The following is a 25,065-nucleotide window of genomic DNA, read 5'->3' on the forward strand; positions in this document are numbered from 1 at the left end:
ACTGCTCCGCTGTGGAGCAGCGCATAGGTTCGAGCAGCCAGCCCCTTAAGGCCGAGCCCGTGAAGGGCGCCGGATTCGACCCGGCCTTCATCCCCGGGCTCACGTCACCCGCGTCCGGACGGACGGAGGACGACGGGCCGGAGAGGGATCCAGAGGTCGCCGAGGCGGAGGAAGCCGAGGAGGCCGCCCCCGAGCAGGAGGAGACGCCGGAGACGTCCCCCTCCGAGCCGGAGGAGGCCGACGCCGACGGCCCCGTCTTCGAGGCGTCCGACCGCCGCGCGAGAATGGTCGCCGACCACAGAGGCGTACGCCTGTCCCTGGACGATCAGGAATGCGAGTTCCGCTGGGACGAGATCGGGGCGGTCGAAACGGAGACCGCCCGGTTCGGCAAGCGCTACACCGTCACCGTCCACACCCCTGACCGGCGCTGGTACCCGATCGAGATCGAAGCGCCGGCCAGGAGCCGTTTCACGGAGTGGGACGAGCAGTTGGACGCGGTACTGGACGCCTACTTCGAGGAAGACGCCGAGTAACCGGCCGGGCGACTACCGGCAGTACTGGGTTTCCTTGCCGATCGACCGGTACATGCAGTCCGCGTTCTCCAGCAACTGCAACACCGCGTCCCGGTTACGGGAGGTCTCCCGCTCGATCACCTCGTCGGGCGGGTAGAACCCGCCACCGCCGGACCTCGGATACATCTCGAACGTGTACCCGAAGATCTTGTGTGCGCCCCAGAGGTAGTCGTCGATCGACCCGTCCGTGATGTACAGGTCGCTGGACTGCTCCGCCGTGTACCCGTTGCTCGCGGCCATCTTCTGCCCGACCGCCTTGAACGCCGCGTGGTCATCCGCGGTCATCCCGGTGGTCGTGTCGGAGTACGTGTAGCCGAACGGCCACAGCACCAGCTCGCTGTACGTGTGGAAGTCGATGCCGGCCTTGATCTGCTGCACCCCGCCGACGACCCGGCTGCGCACGAAGTCGGCGACGACCTTGACCTCGGGCGCGGACTCGGGCGCGGAGCCCCGGTAGGTGTCGGAGGACGTCGAGCCGGAGGAGCCGCCGCAGCAGCCCCAGCGGTAGTTCCAGTTGCGGTTGAGGTCCGTACCGACGTACGAACTGCCGCTGTTGGGCTGGCGGTTCTTGCGCCACGAGCGGTACGACCCGGTGGCGATGTCGTACTCGCCGCCGTCCGGGTTGATGTCCGGGACGATCCAGATCTCACGGTTGTTCACCAGGCTGGTGACGCGCGAGTCGGAGCCGTGGTCGGAGGTCAGCTCGCGCAGCAGGTAGAGCGCCATCTCGACGGTGAGGTGCTCGCGGGCGTGCTGGTGGTGCGTGAACAGCACCTCCGGCTCGGACTCGTCGCTGCCGACGTTGTCGCTGATCTTGACGGCGACGATGTTCCGGCCCTGGTACGACTTGCCGATCACGCGCTGGCTCGCGATGGACGGGTTGGCCGAGACGATCGAGTTGATCTCGCTCGTCATCTCCGCGTAGTTGTGGTACTTCGAGTCGCCCGACGGGAAGTCGGAGATCCGGACGTCGTCCTCGCCGGCGGACCGGTCGGGGACCGCGCCGAGCGGGGTGACCTCGTAGCCCAGCGTGCGCAGCTTCTTGATCTGGTCCGCGCGTCCGGAGACGACGACGCCGTGGCCGTGGGCCTCGTCCACGGTCACTCCGGTGCGCTGAAGTGCCGTGCGGTCCTCGGCCGTCGAGTGCATGTGGATCTCGTACTGCCGGACGTCGTCGGCGGAGGGGGCCGCCTTGCGGACGCTGTCGGCGGTGGCGTCGGTCGTCGTCGCGGAGAGGGGCGCCGCGAGGGCGAGTGCGAGGAGGGCGGCGAGGGCGGCGGTGCGTCTGCCGGTGCGGGCACCGGAGCCTCGTATGCGGAGTCGCATGAAATCTCCTTGTGGGAGGTGGGGTTGTTCCGTGCGACGTACGTGGTGCGGGTGGCGCACATCGTTCTGCCAATGGCATGAGCAGGTCAAGACTGAAAGTGGACGCGCAGTGTACGCGTGCGGCCCTGCGGTCGAGCTGTCCCGGCCGAAGTACACCCACGGGTGTGACCCGAGCGTGCATATATGTACGCGAAGGGGGAGAGTGAGGACCCGCGCTAGGGCCTGTCGGCCCTCGGACCACACCCCCAGAGGACTGGCTGATCATGGGCGGATCAGCGCCACGACGGGACCACCAACTGCCGGTCGAGACGACCAGCTTCGTCGACCGGCGTGGCGAACTGACCCAGGGCCGCGAGCTGTTGGCCCGCGCACGGCTGGTGACGCTGACCGGGCCGGGCGGCGTCGGCAAGACCCGGCTCGCCGCGCGCGTCGCGGCCCGGGTGCAGCGGGCCTTCCCGGACGGCGTGCGCTTCGTGCACCTCTCCGGGCTGCACGACCCGGCGCTGGTGCCGCTCGCCGCCGCCGACGCGCTGGGGCTGCACGGCCACTCCGCGCAGCCGCCGCTGGACGCCCTCGTCGAGCAGGTGCGGGACCGGCGGCTGCTGCTCGTCGTCGACAACTGCGAGCACCTGGCGGGTGCGTGCGCGCGACTCGCGGCGGCCCTGCTGCACGGCACCGAGGGCGTCCGCGTCCTCGCCACCAGCAGGCACCGGCTCGGGCTCACCGAGGAGCACCTGCTGGAGGTGCGGCCCCTGCCCGTGCCGGACCCGGACGGCGACCTCTCCGCAGCCGAGGGCTACCCGGCCCTCACGCTCTTCGCCGACCGGGCCGCCGCGGTCGTCCCCGGCTTCCGCCTCACCCCGGACAACCGCGCCGCCGTGGCCCGCCTGTGCCGCCGCCTGGACGGCCTTCCCCTCGCCATCGAACTCGCCGCCGTGCGCATGCGCGTCCTCGACGTCGACCAGCTCCTGGACCGCCTCGACGACCGCTACCGCTTCCTCACCACCGGCAGCCCCGCCGCCCTGCCCCGCCACCAGACCCTGCGAGCGGCGGTCGCCTGGAGCCACGACCTGTGCACCGCGCCAGAGCAACTGGTGTGGGCCCGGCTGTCGGTCCTCGCGGGCAGCTTCGACCTGGAGACGGCGGAGGCGGTGTGCGCGGACGACACGGGGGAGCCCGGCGCCGGGCGGGGAAGGAGCCCGGCGCCGGCGGACGCGCTCCCGCCGGGCGGGGCGTGCCCGGGTGGTGTCCCGGGCGGGGCACGTCCCGATGTCGCGTGGGGCGGCGCCCGGTTCGACGACGGCTCCGGTGAACGTGCGCTGCCCATGCAGGCGCTCGCGGGAACCGTGACGCTGCCCCCGCTCGGCGGCGGTTCCCGGAACGTGGCGCTGCCGGTGCCCGCTCCGGCAGGCGGGCCCGTGCCGTTGCCCGTGACGCGCCCCGAGTCCCTGATCACCCCGAGCCCCGGGAACGGCCCCGGCGGCGCCCTGACGCGGCCCCCGTGCCTGAAGAGCCCGGAAGGCGTGACGCTGCCCCCGCTCTTGCCCGGCCCGGCAGGCCCTGCCACGCCGTCGCCGGCCGCGGGCGCCGCAGGCACCTGGCCCGCCCGGCCCGGCCCGGCCCTGCGTGCCGACGACGTGCTCGACGCCGTCGCCGGGCTGGTGGACAAGTCCGTGCTGTGCCGGGAGCCGGGGCCCGGTGGGGTGCGGTACCGGATGCTCGACACGCTGCGGCAGTACGGGCTGGAGCAGTTGCGCCGGACGGCCGGGGAGGAGGTCGCTGTCCGGCGGCGGCAGCGGGACTGGACGCTGCGGTGGGTCGGGGAGTGCGAGCGCGGCTGGTTCGGGCCCGGGCAGCCGGAGACCGTCGCCCGGCTGCGCGCCGACCGGGACAACCTCCGCGCCGCCCTCGACTTCAGCCTCTCCACCCCGGGGGAGGCACTCGCCGGGCTGCGGCTCGCCGGCACCCTCTGGTTCTACTGGCACGCCTGCGGCGCCCCGCGCGAGGGCCTGTACTGGCTCGACCGGGCCCTGGCCGCCAACCCCGAGCCGACCCGGGAACGGGCCCGCGGCCTCTGGGTCGCCGGGCTGCTCGCCGCCGCCACCCAGGACTTCCCCCGCGGCCGCCGCGACGCCGGGGACGCCCTCGCCCTCGCCCGGGTCCTGGGCGACTCCGCCGAGGCCGCCCACGCCGAGTACGTCATCGGCGTCCTGCGGCTGTTCGGCGACGACCTGCCCGGCGCGCTGCGGCACTTCGAGACCACCGTCGCCCGCGGCCCCGTGCCCGGCCAGCACCTCAGCGTCGTAGGCCTCGACCAGGTCGAACTCGCCTGCGCGCTGGGCTTCCTGGGCGAGGCTGACCGGGCCGTCGAGGTGTGCGAGCGGGCCCTCGGGCTGTGCGAGCGGCACGGCGAGCAGTGGGTACGGTCGTACGTGCTGCGCATGCTCGCCCTCGCGCACACCGTCCGCCGCGACTGGGCCCCGGCGGAGCGGCACGCCCGCGAGGCCCTGCGCCTCAAGCTCGCCGTCCACGACGTCATCGGCATCGCCCTCACCCTCGACCTGCTCGCGTCGATCGCCACCGAACGCGGCGACCACCGGCACGCGGCCGTGCTGCTGGGCGGCGCCGACCGCGTCTGGGCCGACATCGACGCCGCCCGCTGGGGCGCGCGCACGCTCAACTCCGCACGCCGGGACAGCGAGGAGCGGGCCTGCGGGGCCCTGGGACGGGACGCGTTCGAACAGGCCCACCGGCGCGGCGGGAGCCTCGGCCTCGCCGAACTCGTCGGCCACGCCCTCCAGGAACCGGCACGCCCGCACCCCCGCGAGTCCCCGGCCCCGCACGACGACACCCCGGTCCGGCTCACCCCCCGTGAGACCGAGGTCGCCCGGCTCGTCGCCGAAGGGCTCGCCAACCAGCAGATCGCCGACCGCCTGGTGATCGCCCGCCGCACCGCCGAAGGCCATGTCGAACGCATCCTCAGCAAGCTCGGCTTCAGCAACCGCAGCCAGATCGCCGCCTGGGTGACGGCCCAGCGCTGACCGCCGCACCGCAGACCCCCACCCGTACCGCAGACCCCGACCCGCACCACAGACCCCCACCGCACCACATACCCCCGAGGGGAACCCATGACCACCCGACAGCCCCCCACGCCCGCCGCGTTCGACCACCGCATGGCCGTCTTCGACACCGACGACGCCTTCGTGGCCGCCGCCCTGCCCTTCCTCGGCGAAGGCCTCGCCGCGCCCGGCGAACCACCCCCCGTGGCCATCGCCGACCCCCGCAACCTGGGCCTCCTGCGGGACGCGCTCGGCGGGGACGCCAAGGACGTCACCTGCATCCCGCACACCGACTGGTACACCGGCTCCGCCGCCAACGCCGTCGCCCAGGCGTCCTCCTACCTCACCGCCCACGCCGGCCCCGGAGGCCGGATCCACCTCCTCATGGAACCGGTCTGGAGCGGCCGCGCCGGCCGCTCGACCCGCGAGACCACCGAGTGGATCCGCTACGAGGCCCTCGCCAACCTCCTCTTCGCGCCCATGGCCACGACCGCCCTGTGCGCCTACGACACCCGCACCGCCGGCCCCGCCGTCGTCGCCGCGGCCCGCCGCACCCATCCCGGCACGGACGTCTACCAGGACCCGCTGCGGCTCACGGCCGAACTCGACGCCGTACCGCTGCCGCTGCCCCCGGCGGGCGCGCGGCCCCTGGCGGAGCCGCACGCCGCGGCCGTGCAGGCCTGGGCGGAAGCCCGGGGGCTTCCCGTCGCAGACGCCGAGTTGTTCGCCACGGCCGTCGCGGAGACGGCGGCGGCCCTGGCGCCCCTCGACGGCACCGCCCTGCTGTGGGGCGAGGCGCCCGCCTGCGTCTGCGAACTGCGCTCGGCCCGCCCCGTCGGCGACCCGCTCGCCGGCTTCGTCCCGCCCGCGTCCACCGGCGCGGAACCCGGCCCGGGCCTGTGGTACGCGCGCCAGGTCTGCGCGTACGTGGACATCCGCGACGACGCCGGGGGAGCGACGGTCCGCCTCCAGTACGCATAGCCCGCCCACCTGCACAAGCAGGTAGGGGATCGGGTAGTCCTCCCCCTGTGCCGGACCGGCCCCCGGGCCACCCTGGAGGCATGCTGCAACTCTCCGGGCCCCACCTCCCGGACCCCGACGCCAGATACGGCCCGTTCCCGCAACCACCCCTGGGAGCAGGCCACCTGAGCGTCGAGTTCGCCCCCGAGCCCTCCGCCGTCCGCCAGGCACGCGCTCAGGTGCGCAGGCAGTTGGAGGGATGGGGGCTCGCGGAGCGCGGTGAGGTGGCGGACGTCGCGGAACTGCTCGTCGGCGAGTTGGCCACCAACGCCCTGGTGCACGCCGAGAGCTGCTTCCGGCTCACACTCTTCGCCGCGCACGGCGTCCTGCGCTGCGAGGTGGCCGACGGGGAACGCCGCGTGCCCCGGGTGCTGGAGGCGGGCACCGGGGAGAACGGCCGTGGGATGTTCCTGGTGGACGCGCTGGCCCAGCGCTGGGGCTGCCACCGGGACGGGCCGGGCAAGACCGTGTGGTTCGAGCTCGGCACGTGCGGATCGGACGGCTGTGGTCGGCGACAGCCGTGACGCTCCGCTGGGTGGGCCCTGGCGGTGCGTCCTGCCCGCCTGGGCCCGTCTTCGGGCTGCGGGTTCGTCGTGGTTGATCGCGCCCACGCGGCGGAGCCGCATATTGATACAGTCCCGCGCCCCTGAGGTAGGACTACTCCTGCCCTCTTGTCGGGCCGGGCTCTTTGCGGTTTGTTGACCTGCATGGCGGACACCACGGGAAACACCACAGACCACGAGGCCACACACCAACCCCCGCCCCGCAAGGCGAGTTGGAAGTACATCGGCCCGGGCATCGTCGTCGCGGCGACCGGCGTCGGTGCCGGCGACCTGGTCGCCACGTTGATCGCGGGCAGTAACTTCGGCTACACCCTCCTGTGGGCCGCGATCATCGGCTGTCTGGTGAAGATCTCCCTGGCGGAGGCGGCGGGCCGCTGGCATCTGTCCACGGGCCGCACGCTGTTCGACGGCTGGGCGAGCCTGGGCCGCTGGACGACCTGGTTCTTCGCCGTCTACGTCGTGGTCTGGGGTTTCGTCTACGGCGCGGCGGCGATGTCGTCGAGCGCGCTGCCGCTCCAGGCGCTGTTCCCCGACGTGATGGACCTGAAGTGGTGGGGCATCGCCTGCGGCCTGGTCGGGCTGGTCTTCGTCTGGTTCAACAAGTACGCGGTGTTCGAGAAGGTCATGACGGTCCTGGTGGGCGTCATGTTCGTGGTGACGGTGTACCTGGCGATCCGCGTCACGCCCAACATCCCCGACGCCTTCGCGGGTCTCCTTCCGGTCCTCCCGGACGAGAAGGACTCGATCCTCAACACCCTGGGCCTGATCGGCGGCGTCGGCGGCACGATCACCCTCGCCGCCTACGGCTACTGGGTCAACGCCAAGGGCTGGACCGACACCGGCTGGATGAAGGTCATGCGCCTGGACAACCGCGTCGCCTACGCCACGACCGGCATCTTCGTGATCGCCATGCTCTTCGTCGGCGCGGAGTTCCTGCACTCGGCGAACGTCGCGATCGCGAGCGGTGACAAGGGCCTGATCCAGCTGGGCGACATCCTGGAGGACGAGTACGGCGCGGCGACGGCGAAGTTCTTCCTGATCGGCTTCTTCGCCACGTCCTTCACCTCCCTGATCGGCGTCTGGCACGGCGTGAGCCTGATGTTCGCCGACTTCGTGGCCCGGCTGTCGGGCAAGGGCCGGGCCAAGGGCGAGGAGGTCGCCTCGGGCGAACGCGAACGCTCCTGGCCCTTCCGTGCCTACCTGCTCTGGCTGACCTTCCCGCCCATGATCCTCCTCTTCGAGGGCCAGCCCTTCCGGCTGATCATCATCTACGGCGTCCTCGGCGCGGCCTTCCTGCCCTTCCTCGCCGGCACGCTGATCTGGCTCCTGAACTCCTCCCGGACACCGAGGCAGTGGCGAAACGGCCCGCTCAGCAACGTGATGCTCGCCGTCGCGGGCCTGCTCTTCCTGGTCCTGTGCGTGAAGCAGATCTGGGACCAGCCGTGGGGGGAGTTCTTCTAGGGGGCCGGGGAGGCGGACGGCGGGCGGCTACGGCAGCCCGTGCACATGCGGCCCCACCGCGTCGGACCACGCGTTGCCGGCCGTCGCGTCCCAGTTGGTCGACCAGGTCATCGCGCCCCGGAGGTCCGGATACGTCCGGGGCGGCTTGAAGGAGCCGCAGCCCGAGCCCTTGGTCAGGCAGTCCAGGGCGTTGTTCACCACGGACGGTGAGACGTAGCCGCCGCCTGCCGCGCGGGTGGAGGCCGGCACGCCCAGGCCGACCTGGGACGGGGCGAGGCCGTTCTCCAGCTGGATGCAGGCCAGGGCGGTGAGGAAGTCGACCGTGCCCTGGCTGTAGACCTTGCCGTCGCAGCCGAGCATGGAACCGCTGTTGTAGTACTGCATGTTGACGACCGTGAGGATGTCCTTCACGTTCAGCGCCGTCCGGAAGTACGCGTTGGACGTGGACTGCATGTCGATCGTCTGCGGCGCCATCGTGAGGACGAGGGACGGTCCGGCCTTCGCCGAGAGCGACCTCAGCGCCTGCGTCATGTACGTCGCGTTCAGTCCGTTCTCCAGGTCGATGTCGACGCCGTCGAAGCCGTACTCCTGCATGACGGCGTAGACGCTGTTGGCGAAGTTCGCCGCCGACGCCGCGTCGTTGACGGTAACCGTGCCGCGTTCACCGCCGACCGAGATGACGACCTTCTTGCCGGCCGCCTGCTTCGCCCTGACGTCCGCCTTGAACTGGTCGACCGTGTAGCCGTTCAGCCCGGCCGAGTCCAGGTTGAAGGTCACCGCCCCCGGCGTGGAGGTCGCGTCCGCGAACGAGACGGCGATGATGTCGTAGTGGGAGGGCACGTCGGAGAGCTTCTGGACCGTCGCGCCGTTGTTGAAGTTCTGCCAGTAGCCCGTCACCGCGTGCTTCGGGAGCGCGGGGCCCGGGCCGTTCGGCTTGTTCGTGGTCCCCGTCACCGCCGCAGACTTCGGCGACTCGCCCGCCGCGTTCGTCGCCGTGACCTGGAAGGAGTACGACGTGGAGGCCGCGAGGCCGGTCACCGTCGCCGAGGTGCCGGTCACCGCCGTGACCTTCGTGCCGTCGCGGTAGACGGTGTAACCCGTCGCTCCCGAGACCGCGTTCCAGGCGAGGGAGACCGAGGAGGAGGTCGTGCCGGAGACGCTCAGGCCGCCCGGCGCGGACGGGACCGTCGGGCCCGGGTCCGTGCCGCCGCCCCCGTCGGGGCCGAACACCGACACGTCGTCCGCGTAGTACGCCGCCTGCCCGTACCAGCCGTGTGTGTACACCGTCACGGACGTCGTCGACGAACCCGTGGTGAAGGTCGTCGACAGCTGCTTCCAGGAGGTGGAGTCCGGCGTCCAGGTGGACACGTCCGTCGTGCCCGTGCCCGAGACGCCGAGGTAGGCGTATCCGCCCCGGACCCAGGCGCCCAGCGTGTACGTCGAGCCGGGCTTCACCCCGACGGTCTGGCTGCACCGGGCGTTGTCCTGCCCCGCCGGGGTCGCCTTCAGCGCCGCCGTGCCGGCGTGCACCGGGGAGGAGACGGTCGTACCGCTGCCCGCCGAGCAGGTCCAGTCGCTCAGGCCCGACTCGAAGCCGGCGTTCCTGGCGTTGTTGACGTCGGCGGCGGACGCCTGGCCGACGGTCGTGACAGTGAGGGCCAGGGCCGCCGTGAGGGCGCCCGACCACAGCCGTGGGGATCGTCTGTGTCTGGACATGACAAGAAAATGGTCCAGACCAGCACCACTGTCAAGAGGTCCAGACCAACCTGTCCAGCAGCAGCCCCACCGCACATCCCGCCAGCAGCACGCCCGTCGACATCCACAACGCCGGCCCGGCCGGGTCCAGCACACCCGGCCGCAGCGACAGCAGCAGCACCTGCGCCGCCGCCGGAGCCGCGCACGCCGCCGCCAGATGCCGCCCCGGCACCTGGCGCCACGGCTCCGGATGCACCCGCGCCGCCGCCCAGGTGGCGAGCACGACACACACCAGGTTCGGCAGGTGCACCAGCGCCAGCGCGGCACCGAACGAGCCGACGCCCCGCGGGCCGACCAGGGGGCCGTACACCAGAGTCATCTGGACGTACTCGCTGACGACCAGAACCACGATGCCGACGGCCCAGCAGCGGACGAGCGCCATCAACCGCTCCCGAAGATCTCGAAGTAGAGGAGGACCGCGAAGCCCAGCGCGGCCATCCCGCAGCCCGCGACCAGGGCGAGCGACTGGAGCACCGGCGACCAGCTGCCCCGGCCCGCCACCGTCGCCGTGCCCTGCGGATCGCGCGGGTCGTAGGTGACGGTGACCCGGGTGCCCCTCGTCGTCGACCAGCCCGCCAGGTCCTCGAACTCGACCGGCGTGCCGTCGGCCGTCCGGAAGGCGAAGAAGTGCCGCCTGGCGTCCGAGCGGTGGTACGGCTCCGTCTCCACCCGGACGCACTCGCCCTCCGCCCGCACCCCGCGCCGCAGTACCCGCGTCACCGTCACCAGCCGCCGCGCGTACTTCCACGACAGCCCGCCGAACAGCGCCACGAGCAGCGCGAGTACGACGTAACCGGCGCCCGGCACCTCCATGGCTAGTGCACCTCGACCGAGTCGATGATCCGGTCCAGGTCGCCGTCCGACAGGGACCCCCGCTGCGCGTCGACCCGGACCGCGAAGGCGGAGTCGGTCGAGTCCAGCCCGGCCAGGATCACGCCCTGGACCGGGGTGCCCTTCGGCGGGCCGCCGTCCTCGCCGGTCGCCTCGAAGGTGAAGTCGATCCGCTTGGCCTCGTCCGCGCCGGCCAGTTCCACGTCCTTCTGGCCCTGGACGTCCGCGCCGAGCTGGATGCCCGCCTCGGCGGCGATCGCGGCCTGCTCGGCGGAGTTCGCCTCGGTGAAGCCGAGCTGCACGGTGATGACCGAGACCTTCCTGCCGTCCTCCGTGCGCACCGCCGCCGCCGCGTTGTGCTTGCCGCGCCGGCCGGGGCTCTGCTCCTCGTACCCCTTCGGATACCAGACGTCGACGCCCTTCGTCTTCAGCGTGCCCCAGCCGTCGGGCACCGAGCCCGCCTCGGAGCTCCCGCAGCCGGTCAGGGCCACGGCGGTCGTCAGCAGGGCGGCGGCCAGAGGGGCACGGCGGGTCTTCATCGGCTTGGGCTCCGTCTCGTCAGTTCGCACAGTAGCTGTAGGGAAGATAGGAGCGACCGTCCCCGCGGGGCGCCCCCAGGAACCGGGCGTCGGTCAGCGTCTCCGACTTCTTCTCCGTGCTGATCGTCATGCCCAGACTGAGCCCGAGATTCAACTCGAAGCCGTACTCGGCCGCGTTCACCTCGCCGGTGTACGTCATCCGGCTCGACCTGCCCTTGTCGAACATCAGCTGCCCGAAGGGATCGTCGGCGCCCGGGCGGGCCGTCGGCGCGTGGTCGTCGAACATGTACTGGAAGGGCGTGGCGACCTGCTCGTTGTTGCTGTCCAGCCACCGCTCGGCGACCGCCCGGTCCTGGTCGCCGGCCGGGCCGGGGTCGAAGGTGAGGGTGTTGGTGACGATCTCGATGCCGGTCCGGGAGTCGGTGCCCTTGACGCCGGCGTTCCCGCCCCGCTTCTCGTCGTCCTTCTTGCCGTTGTCACCGCCGGCCTTGGCGCCGTCCTTCTGGCCGCCCTCCTCGACGGTCCTGGTCATGTCGACGCGGACCAGCTTGTTGGTCTGCTTGTCGTAGGTGACCGTGATGGTGCCGGTCTGCGTCGTGTTCGCCGCGTACTCGCCGCTGAGCGGGCCTGCCTCGTAGCCCACCTTGGAGCCGTACTCGATGGACGAGGAGTACGTGTACGACTTGGTGTTCTTGTAGGCGTTGTCCGTCCAGGTGACGTCGGGGGAGTACATGAAGGTGCCGCCGAGCGCGGCGCTCAGCTTCTTCTCGTCGCCCGCCGAGATCTTCAGGCCGGCCGACGCCGAGGCCTCCAGACCCACCTTGCCGTAGGTGATCTGCCGGTTGTCGCCCAGCTGGTCCTTGATCCGGTTCTGGGTGTCCTCCTCGTCCTTGAGTGGACCGGTCCCGAAGAGATAGGCGATGCTGTCGCCGAGACTGGCCTCCGCGCCGCCCGGCATCGTCCGCCGCATCTCGTACATCTGCAGCTTCTCCACGTCGTCCCGGAACCGCTGGGCCTCCTCGGGGCTCTCGAAGACCCAGGTGTCGCCGTTGGTGACCTTGATGCCGAGCCCGAGCTCCACCTTGTCGGTGCCGAACTTGCCGACCTTCATGCCCGGTTTGAAGTCCTTCTTCGCGGCGACGGACGCGGCGTCCGTGAAGGTCAGATAGACCAGTTGGTCCTTGCCGTCCACCGTGCCGTCACCGTTGACGTCCGTGTTCGCCTTGATGTGCTGCTCCTGGAAGCCGTACTCCTTGCCGATCTCCCAGAAGAAGACCTTCGCCTTGGAGCCCGCCTTGTCGGTGACGGAGGAGACCTGGCACAGCGCCGGCTCGAAGTCGGCGTCGGTGAGGGGCTTGCCCGGCCCGGGCCCGCCCGAGGCGCAGTCGCCGTCACCGGCCACCTTGCAGATCTGCGCGGCGATCTTGTCGTAGACGAGCTGCCCGACGCCGGTGGCCGAGACGGCCAGGACGATCGCGGCGCTGACGACGATCATTCCGAGGTACTCGGTGCCGGTCGCGCCGCGATCGTCGAAGACCGGTCTGTGTCCGTACGTCCGTATGCCACCCCCGCGAGCCATACGGCACCCCTCCTTGCCCGAACCACCTGCCCGTGGACGGTGAGAGTAGGGACGCGTCCCGGCGGAAGGCGTGGGCCTCAGGGCCCAAACGGAGGCCCACCGTCAACACTGGGCCCTCCGGGACCACCGGCCGGGACCCCGGGGGCCCCGCCGACGACCGGCAAGATGCTCAACCTGCCCCGTTTTGGCGCATCTTGTGCAACGACAGTTGCTCTCCAGCTACACAAACGCTGTTCTCCGGTCACAGAGCCGTGGATACAGTGCTGAGGTAGTCACGCAGTGAAGTCACCAAGGTGTGCCGCAGTGACAAGGCGGCGCGCCGACGGGCATGGGGAAACGGGGAGCTGCGCGTGCCAACTGCCATTGCCGTGACCAGTGCCGACATGGCGCTGCCGCCACAGGACGAACGCACCCTGCCCGCCGTCGTGCTGCGGGACGTCGACCAGCGCCCCCTGGAGCAGGCGCTCGCCGAGATGCAGGCGCTCGTCGAGCACCACGGGCATGTGATCGTGGTCTGCTCCCAGGCCGCGCCGCTCGCCGTGCAGCGACGGCTGTACACCCTGCGCTCCCTCATGGAGACCGACCGGATCGCCCTCTTCCAGCCCGATCTGCCCCCGCTCGGACTCGCCGTCCTGGCCCGCCAGTTACGACAGCTCGCGTCCTGCGACATCAGCCCCGGCGTGCTCGCCTCGGCGGGGCGGCTGCTCGTCCACTACATCCACGCCGGGGCGCTGCTCAGCTCCGTGGCCCGGCTCGACCGCGTCCCCGTCGGCCTGAAGTCGCACGCCAAGTCCTGGGTGCCCGGCAGCCAGTTCGGCGTCCTCGCCCACCCCGAGCCGCAGCTCGTCAGGATCACCCCCGAAGCCGCCCTCCCCGGCCCCGAGTTCGGCACCTGGATGCTGGTCGCCAAGGGGCAGCTCCAGTCCGACTGGGTCACCGGCACCCTCGCCCCCTCCTGGAAGGTGCAGGGGCTGCGCGAGATCCCCCTCCCGGCCGAATCACCCGGCTGGTGGGGCACCGGCAAGATGATCGAGTTCTGCAGCTACCTGCCCGACCTGTCGGTCCTCTACCAACTGGTCACCTCCGTACGGCGGACCAGCTGCCACTGGTGCGGCATCGACGTCATCGGCGACCGCTGCGTGTTCTGCTCGGCCACGCCGCCCGTCCACGACCAACCCCGCCAGAACCCGCACGAGAACCAAACGCCCGTCGGGTGAGTCCTGAACCACAGGGCGCGCCACGGGACTCGCGTCCCAGGGTCCTGGTCCCGGCCCGCACGGACCACCGCTCACACCTATTCGTTTCCGCTCGACCGATATCCCCAATGAGGTTGTACGGTTCATGAACTCCCGTCAGCGCCGCGGCGTGATTCTCCTGCTCCTGTCGGTCGTCTGCGCCCTCGGCGCCTTCGCCGGCGTGCTGTCCGTCATCAGCGACGTGAAGTCCAAGGTCGGCCCCGAGGTCACCGCCTACCGGCTCAAGTCGGACGTACCGCCCTACACCACCCTCAGCACGGGCCAGTTCGAGAAGATCAAGATGCCCGAACGGTGGCTGTCGGACAACGCCGTCACCGACCTGCGCGAGATCCAGGGCAAGATCGCCGTGACCACGCTGCAAGCGGGCTCGCTGCTCCAGTCCGACATGATCGTCCGCCAGCCTGCCCTCCAGCCCGGGCAGCAGGAGGTCGCCATCATGATCGACGCGGCGACCGGCGTGGCGGGCAAGATCACGCCGGGCGCCTCGGTCAACGTCTACGCCACCTTCGAGGGCAAGCGCGAGGGCGACCCCGACCAGTCGAAGATCATCGTCACCAACGCCAAGGTCCTCGACGTCGGCGAACTCACCGCGCTGAAACCGGACGAGAACAACCGCACCCAGCAGCCCACCGACGCCGTCCCCATCACCTTCGCGCTGTCCGCCCTGGACGCCCAGCGCCTCACCTACGCCGAGTCGTTCGCCCAGCGGGTCCGGCTCGCCCTGGTCGCGCCCGGCAGCGACACCACCGTCCCCGAGCAGGACCGGACGTACGAACTCGCGAAGGACAAGTGAGAGGCCCGCATGCCCACGAGGATCCTCCCGGCAGTCGGTGACGCGGACGCGGTCCGGTCGATCACGACGCTTCTCAGCCAGCTCCCGGACGCCGAGCCGGTCGCCCCGGTGGTCGACTCCACCCAGCTCATCGACACCCTCGCGCGGCTGGCCGCCGAGTCCGTCGACGAACTGCCCGAGGTCGTGGTCGTGCACGAGCGCATCGGCCCGGTCCCCGCGCTGGAACTGATCCGCGAAGTCGCCCTGCGCTTCCCGGCCGTCGGCGTCATCCTCGTCACCTCGGACGCGAGCCCCGGCCTCATGCAGGCCGCCATGGACTACGGCGCCCGCGGCATGGTCGCCCTGCCCCTGAGCTACGAGGAACTCGCCAGCCGCGTCCAGGCGGTCGCCCAGTGGTCCGTCGGCGTACGCCGGCACCTGGGCGCCGGCGCCGACGTGTTCACCGGTGTCGGAGGCACCGTGGTCACGGTGAGCGGAGCCAAGGGCGGCGTGGGCACGACCTTGACGGCGATCCAGCTGGCCCTCGCCGCCCAGGCCTCCGGCCGCAGCACGGCGCTGGTCGACATGGACCTGCAGACCGGTGATGTGGCTTCGTACCTGGACGTCCAGTTCCGCCGGTCCGTGGTCGACCTGGCCGCCATCGCGGACATCTCCCCGCGTGTCCTGGCCGACGCGGTCTTCCGCCACGACACCGGACTCGCCCTCCTCCTCGCCCCGGCCGAAGGGGAACGCGGCGAGGACGTCACCGACCGCGCCGCCCGCCAGATCGTCAGCGCCCTGCGCTCCCGCTACGACGTCGTCGTCATCGACTGCGGCGCCCAGCTGAACGGGGCGGGCGCGGCCGCCGTGGAGATGGCCGACAGGGCCCTGCTGATCACGACGCCGGACGTGGTCGCGGTACGGGGCGCCAAGCGGGCGGTGCGGATGTGGGACCGGCTCCAGATCCGCAAGGCCGAGGAGACGACCGTCGTCGTCAACCGGTACTCGCGCGCTACGGAGATCCAGCCGCCGCTGATCCAGAAGATCACCGGCACGGCCGTCGCGGCCACCGCGGTCCCCGCCAACTTCAAGGAACTCCAGAGCGTCGTGGACGCGGGCCGCATCCACGAACTGGAGAGCAAGAGCTCGGTGAAGCAGGCCCTGTGGAGCCTGGCCGGCGAACTGGAGCTGGTCAAGGTCCCCGAGGGCGCCCAGAAGGCGAGCCGGATGCGGGGGGACCGGGGGTCGGTGAACTTCCGGCGGCGGAAGGAGGGAGGGGGATGAGAATGCCCAGGTCCGCGAGACGGCGGGACGACGGCCAGGTCACCATCGAGTTCCTCGGCATGATGCCGACGATCATCGTGACGCTGGTGGTGCTGTGGCAGCTCGTGCTGGTGGGCTACACCTACACGCTCGCGGGGAATGCCGCGGATGAGGCGGTGCGGGCGGGGACGGCGGCGGAGTACGACCGTCCGGGCAAGTGCGAGCAGGCGGGACTGGACAAGCTGTCGGACGCGTGGCGGGCCGGCGCCCAGGTGGGCTGCACCACCGGGGGCGGCTTTGTCACCTCCGACGTCGAGCTCGAGGTCCCCGTCCTCTTCCCGGGCACGATCGCCTTCCCGTTCACGGTCGAGGGCCACGCGGGCGCGGTCGAGGAGGCGAAGTGAGATGGCGTACGTCCGTAGAGAGCGCGACCGCGGCCAGGTCGCCATTGAGTACCTCGGGTTCCTCCCGATCCTGCTGCTCGTCGCCATGGCGGCCGTACAGCTCGGGCTGATCGCCTACACGGCGCAGCAGGCGGGGACGGCGGCACGGGCGGGGGCGCGTAGCGCGTCGCTCCAGCAGGGCAGCGCCCAACAGGCCTGCACGACCGCGGTCAGCAGCTGGCTGGCCGACGGAACCGACTGTCCCGAGGCGCCGGGAGGCGATGAGGTCACGGTCACCGCCACCGTCGACATCCCGTCCATCGTCCCCGGCTGGGACTTCGACCCGGCACGGAAGACCGCCACCATGCCGCTCGACCACTGAGGCCGTCGGCAACGACCACTGAGGCTGTCGGCAACGAACGAGGAGCACGGGAGACCATGAGCCTGCGAGCACGCATCAACTCCCCGGAGGACAACGGCAACCGGGGCGAGGACGGCCACATGGTCGCCTCCTACCGGGCCAAGCTCCTGGAGGAGATCGACCTCGCGGAGATGAGTTCGCTGGCCGCCGCCGAGCGCAGGGCGCGGCTGGAGCGGGTGCTCGGGCACATCATCAGCCGTGAGGGCCCGGTGCTGTCGACGGTGGAGCGTTCGCAGCTGATCCGCAGGGTGGTGGACGAGGCGCTGGGCCTCGGCATCCTGGAACCGCTGCTGGAGGACGCCTCCATCACCGAGATCATGGTCAACGGCCCGGACGCGATCTTCGTGGAGCGCGGCGGCCGCGTGGAGCAGCTGCCGATGCGCTTCGCCTCGAACGACCAGCTGATGCAGACGATCGAGCGGATCGTCTCGACGGTCAACCGCCGCGTGGACGAGTCGAACCCGATGGTCGACGCCCGCCTCCCTTCCGGCGAGCGCGTCAACGTCATCATCCCGCCCCTGTCCCTGACGGGCGCCACGCTCACGATCCGCCGCTTCCCGCGCTCCTTCACACTCCAGGAGCTGATCGGCCTGGGCTCGCTGGACGAGCACATGCTGTATCTCCTGGCGGGCCTGGTGCAGGCGAAGTTCAACGTCATCGTCTCGGGCGCGACGGGCACCGGAAAGACGACGCTGCTGAACGCTCTGTCGGGCCTGATCCCGGAGGGCGAGCGCATCATCACCATCGAGGACTCGGCCGAACTCCAGCTCCAGCAGGCACACGTGATCCGCCTGGAGTCCCGCCCGGCGAACGTGGAGGGCAAGGGCCAGATCACGATCCGCGACCTGGTCCGCAACTCCCTGCGTATGCGCCCCGACCGCATCGTCGTCGGTGAGGTCCGCGGCGGCGAGTCGCTGGACATGCTCCAGGCGATGTCGACGGGCCACGACGGCTCGCTGGCCACCGTCCACGCCAACAGCGCGGAGGACGCGCTGATGCGCCTGCAGACCCTGGCCTCCATGTCGGAGGTGGAGATCCCCTTCGTGGCGCTGCACGACCAGATCAACAGCGCGGTCGACGTCATCGTCCAGCTCACCCGCTTCGCGGACGGCGCCCGCCGTATCACCGAGATCGCGCTGCTGGAGAGCCACGGCAGCGAGCCGTACCGACTGGTCACGGTCGCCCGCTTCAACGCCCGGCCGATGGCGGCGGACGGCCGTATCCACGGCGCCTTCGAGTACCACCCCCTCCCGCGCCGCGCCGCCGACCGCCTCTACATGGCGAGCCAGCCCATCCCCCAGGCCTTCGGCATCGCCCAGTCCGCGGACCAGCTAGCCACCCGAGAAGCCAGGTAGGAACCGTCCCCATGGAACTGCACACGCTCATCACGCTCACGACCGGCATCACCTTGCTGACCTGCGTCCTGACGGTCATGGGCCTGCACTCCTACGCCATGGGCAAGGCGCAGCGGCAGGCGCTCGTCGACCGCCTGTCGGCCACCGGCCAGATCCAGGTCGGCGGCCGGCGCCGGAACTTCCGTGGGATCGACCGCCGCCTGCGGCGCACCAAGCTCGGCAAGAAACTGGAGCTGCGCCTGGCCGCCACCGGCCTGGACATCACCCCCGGCGAGTTCTTCGTCTACATGCTCGCCACGGTCGCCGGCCTGTGGCTGATCGGCCAGGCGGCCCTGGCCCCGTTCTTCGGCCCGCTGGCCGGTCTGCTGGGCATCTGGGCGGCCCTGCAGTTCCTCAACTGGCAGCGGCAGAAACGGATCGAGAAGTTCATCAACCAGCTCCCGGAACTGGCCCGCATCCTCGCCAACGCGACCCAGGCCGGACTCGCGCTGCGCACGGCGATCGGCATGGCCGCGGAGGAACTGGAGGCCCCGGCGGGCGAGGAACTCGGCAAGGTGGCCGACCAGCTGGCGATCGGCGCGTCGATGGACGACGCCCTGGGCGAACTCGCGGACCGCCTCCCCTCCCGTGAGCTGGTCGTCCTGGTCACCACGCTGGTGCTGTCCAACCGCGCGGGCGGCCAGGTGGTCAGCGCGCTGCGGAACCTGACGGAGACGCTGGAGGAACGCAAGGAGACGCGACGGGAGGTCCGCACCCAGCTGTCGCAGGTGAACATGACCTCGTACGCCGTGCCGGTGCTGGGCGTGGGCTCCCTGTTCCTGATGAACGGCGTGAAGGACGGGGCGCTGGAACGGATGACGGGCTCACCGTTCGGCCAGGGGGCGGTCATCATCGCCTTCTCCCTCTACGCCGTCGGCTTCATCCTCATCCGCCGCCTGTCCCGCATCGACGTCTGAGAAGGCCGGAGCAGAATCATGGGACTTCTTCTCGCACTGGTCATGGGCCTCAGCGTCTGGGGCGCCTTCGCCGGCATCCGCATGTACCGGGCCGAGGCCAAACTCCCCGGCGACCTCGCGCTCGCCCTGGAGGTCGGCTCCACCCGTACCGGCGCGGTGGACTCGCTCATCGACCGCCTCGGCATGCGCTACGCCCCCGCGGTCCTGCGCCTGATGGGCCCCAAGCAGGTCGCCAAGTACCGACGCAAGATCGACCTCGCGGGCAACCCCGGCGGCCTGACCATCGACCGCTACGCCGCCCGCCGAGCGGTCTACGGCTTCCTCGGCGGCGTCGGCTGCCTGGTCTTCCTGATGCGCGGCCAGCTCGTCGTGGCGCTGCTCCTGCTCGCCTTCGGGGCGTTCTGGACGGAGGTCGGCATCTGGGCGGCGATCCGCATCCGCAGGGACGTGATCGAGCGGACCCTGCCGGACTTCCTGGACGTGCTTGCGGTCGTGGTGAGCGCGGGCCTGGGCTTCCGCCAGGCCCTGGACCGCGTCGCCTCGAAGTACGAGGGCCCGTGGGCCGACGAACTGCGCATCACGCTCCGCCAGATGGACCTGGGCATGAGCCGCCGCCAGGCCTTCGCGGAACTGCGCCGCCGCAACGACTCCGAGCAGGTCGCCATGTTCGTCACGGCGTTGCAGCAGGGCGAGGAACTGGGCGCCCCGATCGTCGACACGCTGGTGGCCCTCGCCAAGGACATGCGCCGAACGGATGCGCAGAACGCCCGCCGCAAGGCCGCGCGTGCCGTTCCCAAGGCCACGATGATGATCACGACCTTCATGGTCCCGGCCACGATGATCCTCCTCGGCGCCGGCCTGATCCTGGGCTCGGGCACCGACTTCGGCGTTGTCACGGGCGAGTAGGGGGGCGACACCATGTCGATGACGGGAGAACGCACCGGGCGGCTGCGCCGCCGCCCGAGAACACCGGAGATCACCACCCCACCGGCAGGCACCGTCCTGCCGGCCCACGTCCGCACAGGCGCCCCCGACATCCCGGTGACGTCGGCGACACCGGCGCTGCCGCCGGGGTGGGAGCGGGCGGATGCGCTGGCGGATGCGCCGGTGGGCGGGGCGTTCGGTGGGGCGGTGGGTGGGGCGCACACGGCCGTGCCGGTCCCCGCGAACGGCGGTCCGGCCGCCGACGGTGCTCAGCTCCCACCAGGTCCACCCGCACCCGGCAACGAAAGCCGCACGGGTTCTGCGGGTGGTACGGCCGGGAAGTCGATCCCGGCCGAAGGCCGGGCCAAACCCGAACCCGAACACCCGGCGATACCCATCCAGATCAACGCCCTGCAGGCCATGTGCCGACAGGTCTTCGGCTTCCGGCTGGCCATGATCGCCCTGGCCACCCCCACCGCCCTCATCAACGCCAACGAGGGCCTCCCCACCCGCCTGGTGGGCGCGGCCGTGGTCGTCACCTTCATGACCTCCTACGTCCTGTTCAGGGACTGGGAACGCTTCGGCCCCCTCCTCCTGCGCCATCCCACGCTCCTGGCCGCGGACACCCTCTTCGGCGCCCTCCTGCTCATCTCGGCGGGCCCGGGCAGCACCCTCGCCTACGTCAGTGTCTGCACCCCTCTCCTGGCAGGCTTGGTCTACGGCTGGCGCGGAGCAGCCGTGTTCGCCTCCCTGCAGGCCCTGCTGCTCCTCCTGATCCAGGCGGCGATGGAGGACCCCCAGCCCGGCATCGCCGAGTCGTCCCTCCTCCCCGGCCTCTGTGTCATCGCCGGAGCCGTCGGCTCCAGCCTCCGCAACCTCATGCTCCGCTTCGGCGCGGCCACCCAGGCCCTGACGACCGTTCAGGCCCGCCTGGCCGTCACGGAGGCGGTCGGCGCGGAACGGGCCCGACTGGCCCGCGAGATGCACGACTCGGTCGCCAAGACCCTGCACGGCGTGGCCCTGGCCGCGGACGGCCTGGCGGGCTCGGCGGGCGCCGCCCAGATGGACGCGGCCCTGGTGAAGCAGCAGGCCGACCTGGTCGCGCGATCAGCCCGCCGAGCCGCCGCCGAATCCCGCGAACTCCTGGCGGACCTGCGCCGCGAATCGGACCCCGGCCAGGGCACGGACGTACTGGTCGAACTGGCCGCACGCACCCGGGACTTCAGCGCCCGCACGGGCCTCCCGGCGGTCTACCGCCCCACCGGTGACCACTCCGTACCCCCCGTGCCGCCCGCCGTGGCCCGCCAGCTCCTCACCATCGCCTCGGAGGCGATGGAGAACGCCCACCGCCACGCGGGCCCGACCCGGGTCGACGTCCGCGCAGGCGTCCACGGCGACCTGCTCCGCATCAGCGTCTATGACGACGGCCGCGGCCTCCCGCCCGGAACCGCCCTCGAACAACTGCGCCGAGCGGGCCACTTCGGCCTGGTCGGCATGGTCGAGCGGGCCGCCTCGGTGGGCGCCCGCATCCGCATCGGCCGGGGCGGCCACCCCAAGGGAACGGAAGTCCGCCTGGAGCTACCGCTGGCGGCCCTGACCGCACCCCACGGCTGACCACCCACAACCACCCACGACCATCCATGACCACGCAGCACACGTCCCCCACGACACGAGAGGAGGCAGCCGATGCCGGACCAGACGACCCCTCACCCCGGCGCCTCACAGCCGCCACCGCCACAGAACCCCTTCGACTTCCCGCAGCCCGCACAGCCGAGCCGCCTCAGGGTGGTCGTGGCCGACGACAACCCGGTGGTCCGCGCCGGCCTCACCGCCCTGCTCTCCGGCCGCGAGGACATCACGGTCGTGGCGGAGGCGGCCGACGGCCGCGAGGCCTACGAGGCCGCCCAACAGCACCGCCCGGACGTCGTCCTCCTCGACGTCCGCATGCCCGGCGTGGACGGCATCTCGGCGCTCCCGTACCTGGTGCGGATCGCCCCGGTCGTCATGCTGACCTACAGCAGGGAGTCGGAGATCGTCCAGGAGGCCCTCCGCCGGGGAGCGGGCGGCTACCTGGTCCACGGCGAGTTCACGGCCGGTCAGCTGGTCGACGCGGTCCGGGACATCAAGCAGGGCCGGGCCCACTTCACGCCCACGGCGGCGGGAGCGCTGCTGGCCCAACTCCGGCAGGGCCAGGGCCAGGGGCAGGGCCAGGCTCCGGGGGACTCGCCGCTACCGGATGGACTGGGACAGGCGAGTGCGAATGCATACGGAAATTCCGCTTCCGCATGGCCGCATAATCAACCCCAACAACCCGCTCAACCAGCGGATATGAGCCTCCCGCACGTCCCGTCCCCACCCACTTCCCCAGAAAACCTTTCGCAAGTGCAACCGGATGTGGGACAGTCTTCGTCTGGGTGGACGAGTGGCCGTCCGGCCGCTCCCGACAGGTCGCGGTTCCAACTGAGTTCGAGGGAGGCGGAGATCATGGACCTCATCGCGTCCGGCATGAACAACCAACAGATCGCCGCCACCTGCTTCATCAGCGAGAAGACGGTCAAGAACCACATCAACCGCATCTTCGCCAAGCTCCACAGCACCAGCCGCTCCGAGGCCGCGGCGAAGTGGCTCGGCACGGCACCGGGCTCACACCTGGGACTGGGGTGACCTTCGGTGACGGTATGGGGGGAGAGTTCGTTGGGCCCGCGCGATTGGGCCCTGGATTGGGCCCTGGGACCCTCTGGCGGACCGGGCGTTCCGCCGTACGTTTCTGGTGTCGAAAGCGGCACCGGCAAGGAGGAAGCCGGTAACGCCATTCGCGCCCAAGAGACTTGTACGTCGGCCGGTAGGCGGCCGGCCGGTACCGGAGGGGAACACCACCATGAGCAACTGGATCAACACCACCGTCTCGTACCTGCAGGCCCGCGCCGCTCGCAACGACAAGGGACAGACCGCGGTCGAGTACCTGGGAATCATCGCGGTGGTTGTGGCGATCGTGCTGGCGATCACGGGTACGGACATCGGCAATTCCATCTACACCGCGATCACGGACCAGATCTCCCAGGTCACCGGCGGCTGATGAGGACCCGTAAGTTCGGCGACGCAGGGCAGGCCTTCCCCATCTACATCACGGTGGTGGCGGGTCTGCTCTTCCTTGCGTTCGCGTACCTTGCGGTCGGCCAGGCCGCGGCAACACGGAACGGCGCGCAGACGGCGGCGGACGCCGCTGCCCTTGCGGCCGCGCAGGACAAGCGGGACCAACTTACGGGCAGGTGGCTGGACAACCTCCTGAACCCGGACGTCTGGGAGGACATCCTCGAGGGCGAGGTGGACGGGCTCGAACCCTCCTGTTGGCGGGCGCAGCAGCTCGCCGACGAGAACGACGCACATGTCGTGGGAGGCGGCTGCGAGCCCGAGTGGGACCCACTGGGCTACGAGGTCGAGGTCAAGACGAACGATCCCGTCGGCGACAGCATCGTCCCCGGTACGGAAGACACGTACGCGACGGCAAGAGCCAGGGCCGTGATCGAGCCGCGCTGTTCCTTCCAACCGCCCGACGAGGACAACGGCAAGAACGAGGACCTGCCGCAGCTCAACTGCGGAGATGAGAACTGGGACCTCGACCCGGACGATCTCTCGGATCTGCCCGGTCCCGATGACCTCTTCGACGTCCATCTGGCCGACTGACAAAGAACGACGAACAAAGGAAGCGGAACTCATGAGCATTCGGTTCACCACGACGGCCCGCAGGGGGATGGCCGCAGCGGCAGTTGCGGTCAGCCTGGCCCTCGGTGGGGCCGGCTGCAGCAGCGGGGACGACAAAGGCGGAGACGCGTCGGCGTCCGCCTCAAAGGACAGCGGATCGAAGCCGAGTGCTCAGGAAGGTCAGTCGGAGGAGCCACTGGCTGAACTCAAGGGACAAGACGGGCTGCTGCTTTCTATCACTTCGGCGGAGCGTGATTCGGGGGGCTTCGTCACTGTGAACGGTGAGCTGAAGAATGACGGTTCCCAGAATGTCACCGTGCCAGCTGCGGTGAGGGGGAATGAAACCGAAGTCCTCCAGAACGGCATGTCCTTCGGTGGCGCCACTCTTGTGGATTCCGAGGGGAAGAAGCGTTACTACGTGCTGCGCGACACCGATGGCCGGCCCCTCACGACCACGGGCTTCACGAGGGTCAAGTCGGGTGACTCGATGGCTGTCTTCATGCAGTTCCCTGCCCCTCCGGACAGCACGACCGAGGTGAGCTTCCAGCTCCCGACGTTCGCCTCCGGCACTATCAAGATCTCCGGGTGAGGTAGGCCACCATGACCCATACCCGAACCCGGACCCAAACACCACGCCTTGCGGTCGTCATCGCCGCGGCGTCGGTCGTGGTCGCCACGAACGTTTTCGGCGCCACCCCCAGCCACGCCGACGGCCCCAGCTACCCCCCGGGCACCGAACCGACCGCCGGCGCCCCGGTCAAAATCGACGCGAACGACCCCGACTTGAAGCTGGTCGACGGCGCGACTCTCGCGGAGCCCAAGATCCTCGACATCAAGTCCGTCATAGAGGACCAGGGCGGCGAAGAACGCCGCGAGGACACCAACTCGGACGTGAAGTTCGCCCTGCAGGCGGAGGTGCTGTTCGGCAAGGACAGCGCGAAACTCAGCGGTCAGGCCAAGGCGCGCATCGCCGACATCGCCGAAGAGATCAAGGCGCAGAACGCGAAGAAAGTCCGCGTCTTCGGCTTCACGGACAACCTGGGTTCGTCGGCCCACGGTGACGTGCTGTCCCGCCAGCGCGCGTCGGCCGTACACGGTGTCCTGGACGACGAACTCGCGGACTCGGGCATCACGTACGAGGTGCGTGGCTACGGCGAGCAGTACCCGATCGCGGACAACTCCACGGAGGCCGGCCGCAAGAAGAACCGCCGTGTCGAGGTCTCCTTCCCGCGCACGGAGAGCTGAGCCACCACCGACCCAATCGGCGCCGTCCTCGCGTCACCGCCGGCGAGGACGGGCGCCGCCCATTCCCGCCGGCCTCTCAAGTG

The 25,065-nt window shown here is 70.7% G+C and carries 25 protein-coding genes; 19 read left to right on the forward strand and 6 right to left on the reverse strand.

What is annotated here, in order from left to right; translation table 11 throughout:
* Positions 1 to 11: 11 nt before the first annotated feature.
* Complete coding sequence (locus CP976_RS27590; protein WP_150482766.1) at positions 12 to 533, forward strand: hypothetical protein; 522 nt, start codon at positions 12 to 14, stop codon at positions 531 to 533.
* A 12-nt stretch (positions 534 to 545) separates the two neighbouring features.
* On the opposite strand, the gene CP976_RS27595 is transcribed toward CP976_RS27590, so the two are convergent.
* Positions 546 to 1,898, reverse strand: coding sequence for a M14 family metallopeptidase (locus CP976_RS27595; protein WP_150482767.1), 1,353 nt, complete (start codon positions 1,896 to 1,898; stop codon positions 546 to 548).
* Positions 1,899 to 2,161: 263 nt separating this feature from the next.
* Between CP976_RS27595 and CP976_RS43865 the strand changes: the two genes are divergently transcribed.
* The 4 genes from CP976_RS43865 to CP976_RS27620 all read left to right on the forward strand — a co-directional run bounded on the left by CP976_RS43865 (position 2,162) and on the right by CP976_RS27620 (position 8,001).
* Positions 2,162 to 4,939: an ATP-binding protein gene (locus CP976_RS43865; RefSeq protein WP_229875538.1), complete on the forward strand. Its 2,778-nt coding sequence runs from the start codon at positions 2,162 to 2,164 to the stop codon at positions 4,937 to 4,939.
* A gap of 87 nt (positions 4,940 to 5,026) precedes the next feature.
* Positions 5,027 to 5,938, forward strand: a complete 912-nt coding sequence (locus CP976_RS27610) for an MEDS domain-containing protein (RefSeq protein ID WP_150482768.1) — start codon at positions 5,027 to 5,029, stop codon at positions 5,936 to 5,938.
* Positions 5,939 to 6,018: 80 nt separating this feature from the next.
* Entirely contained in the window at positions 6,019 to 6,501 is a 483-nt protein-coding gene (locus CP976_RS27615; RefSeq protein ID WP_229875540.1) for an ATP-binding protein, read from the forward strand.
* Positions 6,502 to 6,684: 183 nt separating this feature from the next.
* Positions 6,685 to 8,001: an Nramp family divalent metal transporter gene (locus tag CP976_RS27620; protein ID WP_150482769.1), complete on the forward strand. Its 1,317-nt coding sequence runs from the start codon at positions 6,685 to 6,687 to the stop codon at positions 7,999 to 8,001.
* A gap of 27 nt (positions 8,002 to 8,028) precedes the next feature.
* On the opposite strand, the gene CP976_RS27625 is transcribed toward CP976_RS27620, so the two are convergent.
* The 5 genes from CP976_RS27625 to CP976_RS27645 are packed head-to-tail and all read right to left on the reverse strand — an operon-like array spanning position 8,029 to position 12,705.
* A complete protein-coding gene (locus CP976_RS27625; RefSeq protein WP_150482770.1) occupies positions 8,029 to 9,717 on the reverse strand; it encodes a chitinase in 1,689 nt (562 codons plus the stop codon).
* Between the two features lie 31 nt (positions 9,718 to 9,748).
* Entirely contained in the window at positions 9,749 to 10,138 is a 390-nt protein-coding gene (locus tag CP976_RS27630) for a hypothetical protein (RefSeq protein ID WP_150482771.1), read from the reverse strand.
* Positions 10,138 to 10,569, reverse strand: coding sequence for a DUF3592 domain-containing protein (locus CP976_RS27635; protein WP_150482772.1), 432 nt, complete (start codon positions 10,567 to 10,569; stop codon positions 10,138 to 10,140). Before CP976_RS27635 ends, CP976_RS27630 begins: the two co-directional genes overlap by 1 nt.
* Positions 10,570 to 10,571: 2 nt before the next feature.
* Positions 10,572 to 11,126, reverse strand: coding sequence for a hypothetical protein (locus CP976_RS27640; RefSeq protein WP_150482773.1), 555 nt, complete (start codon positions 11,124 to 11,126; stop codon positions 10,572 to 10,574).
* Positions 11,127 to 11,145: 19 nt separating this feature from the next.
* Positions 11,146 to 12,705 carry a hypothetical protein gene (locus CP976_RS27645; protein ID WP_150482774.1) on the reverse strand — a complete coding sequence of 520 codons (1,560 nt, stop codon included), beginning with the start codon at positions 12,703 to 12,705 and terminating at the stop codon, positions 11,146 to 11,148.
* A 383-nt stretch (positions 12,706 to 13,088) separates the two neighbouring features.
* Here CP976_RS27645 and CP976_RS27650 point away from each other — a divergent pair, with 383 nt between their 5' ends.
* The 14 genes from CP976_RS27650 to CP976_RS27715 all read left to right on the forward strand — a co-directional run bounded on the left by CP976_RS27650 (position 13,089) and on the right by CP976_RS27715 (position 24,982).
* On the forward strand, positions 13,089 to 13,922 hold the full coding sequence (locus CP976_RS27650) for a hypothetical protein (RefSeq protein WP_150485532.1): 834 nt from the start codon (positions 13,089 to 13,091) through the stop codon (positions 13,920 to 13,922).
* 124 nt (positions 13,923 to 14,046) lie between these two features.
* Entirely contained in the window at positions 14,047 to 14,754 is a 708-nt protein-coding gene (gene cpaB, locus CP976_RS27655) for a Flp pilus assembly protein CpaB (RefSeq protein WP_150482775.1), read from the forward strand.
* A gap of 9 nt (positions 14,755 to 14,763) precedes the next feature.
* Positions 14,764 to 16,017 (forward strand): CpaE/TadZ family protein, encoded by a 1,254-nt coding sequence (locus CP976_RS27660; protein WP_150482776.1) that lies wholly within the window; start codon positions 14,764 to 14,766, stop codon positions 16,015 to 16,017.
* The gene (locus tag CP976_RS27665) at positions 16,014 to 16,400 is read left to right on the forward strand and encodes a TadE/TadG family type IV pilus assembly protein (protein WP_150482777.1); all 387 of its coding nucleotides are present in this window, start codon (positions 16,014 to 16,016) and stop codon (positions 16,398 to 16,400) included. The genes CP976_RS27660 and CP976_RS27665 overlap by 4 nt, the downstream gene beginning before the upstream one ends.
* A gap of 1 nt (position 16,401) precedes the next feature.
* On the forward strand, positions 16,402 to 16,761 hold the full coding sequence (locus CP976_RS27670; protein WP_150482778.1) for a TadE/TadG family type IV pilus assembly protein: 360 nt from the start codon (positions 16,402 to 16,404) through the stop codon (positions 16,759 to 16,761).
* A 56-nt stretch (positions 16,762 to 16,817) separates the two neighbouring features.
* Entirely contained in the window at positions 16,818 to 18,155 is a 1,338-nt protein-coding gene (locus CP976_RS27675; RefSeq protein ID WP_150482779.1) for a TadA family conjugal transfer-associated ATPase, read from the forward strand.
* 11 nt (positions 18,156 to 18,166) lie between these two features.
* On the forward strand, positions 18,167 to 19,111 hold the full coding sequence (locus CP976_RS27680; protein ID WP_150482780.1) for a type II secretion system F family protein: 945 nt from the start codon (positions 18,167 to 18,169) through the stop codon (positions 19,109 to 19,111).
* Between the two features lie 18 nt (positions 19,112 to 19,129).
* Positions 19,130 to 20,017: a DUF5936 domain-containing protein gene (locus CP976_RS27685; protein ID WP_150482781.1), complete on the forward strand. Its 888-nt coding sequence runs from the start codon at positions 19,130 to 19,132 to the stop codon at positions 20,015 to 20,017.
* Positions 20,018 to 20,029: 12 nt separating this feature from the next.
* Positions 20,030 to 21,649, forward strand: coding sequence for a sensor histidine kinase (locus tag CP976_RS27690; RefSeq protein WP_150482782.1), 1,620 nt, complete (start codon positions 20,030 to 20,032; stop codon positions 21,647 to 21,649).
* A gap of 72 nt (positions 21,650 to 21,721) precedes the next feature.
* Positions 21,722 to 22,699 carry a response regulator transcription factor gene (locus CP976_RS27695; protein ID WP_190146884.1) on the forward strand — a complete coding sequence of 326 codons (978 nt, stop codon included), beginning with the start codon at positions 21,722 to 21,724 and terminating at the stop codon, positions 22,697 to 22,699.
* A gap of 214 nt (positions 22,700 to 22,913) precedes the next feature.
* Positions 22,914 to 23,111, forward strand: coding sequence for a Flp family type IVb pilin (locus CP976_RS27700; RefSeq protein WP_150482783.1), 198 nt, complete (start codon positions 22,914 to 22,916; stop codon positions 23,109 to 23,111).
* On the forward strand, positions 23,111 to 23,719 hold the full coding sequence (locus CP976_RS27705; RefSeq protein WP_150482784.1) for a pilus assembly protein TadG-related protein: 609 nt from the start codon (positions 23,111 to 23,113) through the stop codon (positions 23,717 to 23,719). The genes CP976_RS27700 and CP976_RS27705 overlap by 1 nt, the downstream gene beginning before the upstream one ends.
* A gap of 31 nt (positions 23,720 to 23,750) precedes the next feature.
* Positions 23,751 to 24,326: a hypothetical protein gene (locus CP976_RS27710; protein WP_150482785.1), complete on the forward strand. Its 576-nt coding sequence runs from the start codon at positions 23,751 to 23,753 to the stop codon at positions 24,324 to 24,326.
* Positions 24,327 to 24,337: 11 nt separating this feature from the next.
* Positions 24,338 to 24,982, forward strand: coding sequence for an OmpA family protein (locus CP976_RS27715; RefSeq protein WP_150482786.1), 645 nt, complete (start codon positions 24,338 to 24,340; stop codon positions 24,980 to 24,982).
* Positions 24,983 to 25,065: the final 83 nt, after the last annotated feature.

Origin of the sequence: Streptomyces coeruleorubidus (assembly GCF_008705135.1) — a bacterium.
Taxonomy (GTDB): domain Bacteria; phylum Actinomycetota; class Actinomycetes; order Streptomycetales; family Streptomycetaceae; genus Streptomyces; species Streptomyces coeruleofuscus.